The organism is uncultured Campylobacter sp., assembly GCF_938030785.1.
Lineage (GTDB): Bacteria > Campylobacterota > Campylobacteria > Campylobacterales > Campylobacteraceae > Campylobacter_B.
The window spans coordinates 1-3,103 of sequence record NZ_CALHIK010000191.1; the positions used below are offsets into that span (position 1 = coordinate 1).

Below are 3,103 nucleotides of genomic sequence, written 5' to 3' on the forward strand. Positions count from 1 at the left end.
GCAGTCGGGGCAGATCCTGCGCGAGCCCGTCGCTAATGTCCATCGCCGCGCTGATAAGCTTCGCCGCCTTGTAAAAAAACTTATCGCGCAAGACGGGCCTGACGAAGCGCGAATTCTTTGAAATTTTTGCGCGCAGATCCTCGCGCAGATCAAATACTGAGCCTTCGCATGTCTGGCTTTGCGGCGCGGAATTTTCGCATGCGGAGTTTTGCGCCGTAGGCCCCACAGACTTACCCTCTTGCTGCGTAATGCTTTGAGGCGCGGAGGTTTCGCACGTAAAATTTTGAAGCACGGAGGCTGCGGGGCTTTGCGGCGTGAAATTTTCTACCGCAGAGCTTGCGGACAGATCGTCTCGCAGCGCAAGGTTTTCCGACGCAGGGCTTGCGGGCGCGCCATTTTTAAGCGTAGAGTTTGCCGCGGAGGTATCGTTTTGAAGCACGGGATTTGCGAGTGCGTCAATCTGAGTCGCGGAATTTTTAAGCGCAGGATTTTTTGGCGCGAGCTTTACGGACGGCTCCTTTTCAGGTATGAAATTTGCGGGCGCGAGGCTTTCGGACATATCGTCTTTTAGCGCCAGCACCTCAGCCGCTGCATTCTCGCATTTTAAAATTTCAGACGCAGAGTTTCGCTGCGATAGGCCTTGCACAGAAAGCTTTGCCATAAAATTTTGTCGCAAATCTTGCGCGCCCTCGCTCGCTGCGGTAGAATTTCCACGCTCAAAATCCACGTACGAAGTCTCCGCACTAGAATTTCCCGCCGCTGATTTCGCACACTCGACATCTGAATCAAAATTTCCTACTGCAAGCGCGCCGCGAATTTCGCACGCAGATTTTTCCTCGTCAAATTTTACGGCAGCCTGTGCGGAAATATCCTCGGCAAATTTCATATCAAGCGGTATGGCGGAATTTTCCGCAGCGGGTTTTGGGATAGATTGCTTGACATAATTTTCTGAGGTAAGCCTCGCGGAATTTTCTGCGGCGAGCTTCATAACGGGCGCCTCGGTGAAATTTTCTCCGCCGGATTTCGCGGCAAGCGGCGCGATAAAATTTTGTTCATCGGCTTTCACTACGGGCTCCGCCGCGGCTCTACTTTCGCCAAATTTAGTAGCAGGCGCTATAAAATTTCCTGCAAAATTTCCAGCGTCAAAATTTTGCGCCATAAAACTTCCAGTAGAATTCCCTACGTTCAAATTTTGCGTCGTAAAATTTTGCTTAAAAAATTCCGCGTCCTGGTTTTGCGTCGCGGAGCCCTGTAAGCCGTCCTGCGAAGTGCGAGTATCTGAATTTTGTGCCACAAAGCTCTGCGAGGCGCTGTGCAAAGCGGCGGCATCTAAATTTCGCGCAGAATTTCCGTTATTAGGGCTCGGCGCAGAAATTTTGCCATCAAAGCTCTGCGTAGAAATTTCGTTGTCGAACTGCGTAGAAATTTTACCAGCAGAGTCGTCAGAACCGCCGCTTTGCAGCCCGCTATCTTGCGCCGTAGAGTTCTTGTGATTGTCTCTGCTCCGCGACACGGAATTTTGCGTAGAAGCTTCGGCGTCCAGGCTCTGCGGCTCGGCGCGCGCAGGTGAAATTTTATCGCCAGGGCTTCGTACCTCATCTCTTAAGCCTTGCAACGACGAAATTTTATCGTCCCCGTTTTGCGTCTGCGAGCTAGCAAGCGAAATTTCATCTCTTAAAAGCACCGACAGATCGCGCCCGACGCCGCCCAACTCGCCCGTATGCGCGATGAGATCGCCCACGCGCGCGCCGCTGCGAAATACTGGGCGCTTGCACTTGCCGATCAGGCTCACGCTAAGCGCGATGCGATCTGAGCCGATCGTGTCGCCGCCGATGATCCGTATGCCCCACTCGCGCGCCGTTTCGCTCACGCCCGCGCACAGCTCGTCAATCTCGCGCGTGCCGATCTCGCGCGGCAGTGCAAGCCCCAGCAGGGCGTATTTGGCGCGCGCATTCGTCGCGATCATATCCGAGATATTTACGAGCATCGCCTTTGCGCCGATCTCGCGCAGGCTCAGCCAGCCACGGCGGAAGTGCACGCCCTCGACGAAAAGATCCTTGCAATACGCTCGCTCGCCGATTACGGCGCAATCATCGCCGTTAAACTTCGATCTAAATTTTTCAAAAATATACCGCTCTTTATCCATGCGCCCTCCGTTAAATTTAGCGTTACGCCGCAGCCGCGCGAAAGCTAAGAAGCCCGAATTTGCGGGCCTTTGCTTAAATTTCGTCGCACACGCGCAGCAGGAGTTCTACGCTCCGCTTTGCAAGATTATAGCGTAAATTTAGATTTTCGCCGCGCGAGTTTGGCTGCGGTTCGGTGCGGCTCGATAGCAAAATTAGAAATCACGTGAGTTTTGGGGCTTTGGTGCGGCTCGGTATAACTTGATACGGACTAGGTCTGCAATAAAACTGCGCTCGCCGCATAAGACGACCCCTAAAAAACTTCTAGCTTGCGCGCGACACCGAACCGCGTTCATAGCGCACTCAAAAGCGCTCGCAAAGCTTCATATACTGGCGAAATTGCGACTTTTAGTGGCCGCGATACAAAGACGATGCGATGCGAAGACAAATCGCCGCGCAGGCACGGATACCGCTTCGAATCTACGGCGCGGGTATAAATTTCGCTTTCAAAATAGGGCTTCAAAAGCGCGAGCTCCGTCATGCGGTCTTAATCTGCCGCAGGCCCGCACCGCCCTCAAACGACATAAAATTCTGCCGCGCCCTAGGCGCTCAAACCGCGCAACGCCCCAAGCCGAATTTCATCGCAGCGCATCGGCAAAATTTTGCGAAACGCCGTCGCCTAGCAACCCGCTAGCCCTTCTTTAGCTTCCTAAGCTCACGCAGAACCGCCGCTTTGTTCTTGCGATCTTTTAGCGCATCGTAGCACTGCGCGAGCAGCTCTAGCGCGTGAGCCAGAGCCTGCTTGTAAGCCGGCAGCTGCTGATATGCAAAAAGCGCCGCCGCATCGTCTCTCATCGCCGCGAAATGTCTCAGCGCCGCAGACGGATCGCCGCGTATCATCGCGATCTCGCCTAAAATCTCGTGCCCGTCGTAGCCCGAGTGCTCGTAGGCGGTGCCGCGCATGCCCTCGTAGAGCTTTA

General features: G+C 54.1%; 1 protein-coding gene and 2 pseudogenes. All 3 read right to left on the bottom strand.

What is annotated here, in order from left to right:
• A pseudogene (locus Q0438_RS10805) lies at positions 1 to 106 on the bottom strand (thiamine-phosphate kinase); the annotation flags it as partial.
• Between the two features lie 1,620 nt (positions 107 to 1,726).
• A pseudogene (locus Q0438_RS10810) lies at positions 1,727 to 2,146 on the bottom strand (AIR synthase related protein); the annotation flags it as partial.
• A 667-nt stretch (positions 2,147 to 2,813) separates the two neighbouring features.
• Positions 2,814 to 3,103: hypothetical protein (locus Q0438_RS10815; RefSeq protein ID WP_299190799.1), on the bottom strand; the 290-nt coding region annotated here is incomplete at its 5' end.